Below are 255 nucleotides of genomic sequence, written 5' to 3' on the forward strand. Positions count from 1 at the left end.
TCGTGGATGGTGACCGGCAAGACTGTCGGCGGCCTGCAGCTCTACCCGCGCGCCAACTGCCTCGATCGCGAGACGGCGCTTCGGATGTGGACCGAGAAGGTGCAGTGGTTTTCAAACGAGGAAGGCAAGAAAGGCCGGATTGAGAAGGGGCAGTTCGCCGACCTCATCGTGCCGAACAAGGATTTTTTCAACTGCGCCGAGGACGAGATTTCCTTCCTCACGTCAGAGCTCACGATGGTCGGCGGCAAGATCGTC

General features: G+C 59.6%; 1 protein-coding gene. It reads left to right on the forward strand.

The window, feature by feature from the left end; genetic code table 11:
- Positions 1-255 (forward strand): amidohydrolase family protein (locus IB272_RS34645; RefSeq protein ID WP_192445909.1); only part of this gene is annotated, 255 nt, incomplete at both ends.

This window comes from Ensifer sp. ENS08, from assembly GCF_014852195.1.
Lineage (GTDB): Bacteria > Pseudomonadota > Alphaproteobacteria > Rhizobiales > Rhizobiaceae > Ensifer > Ensifer adhaerens.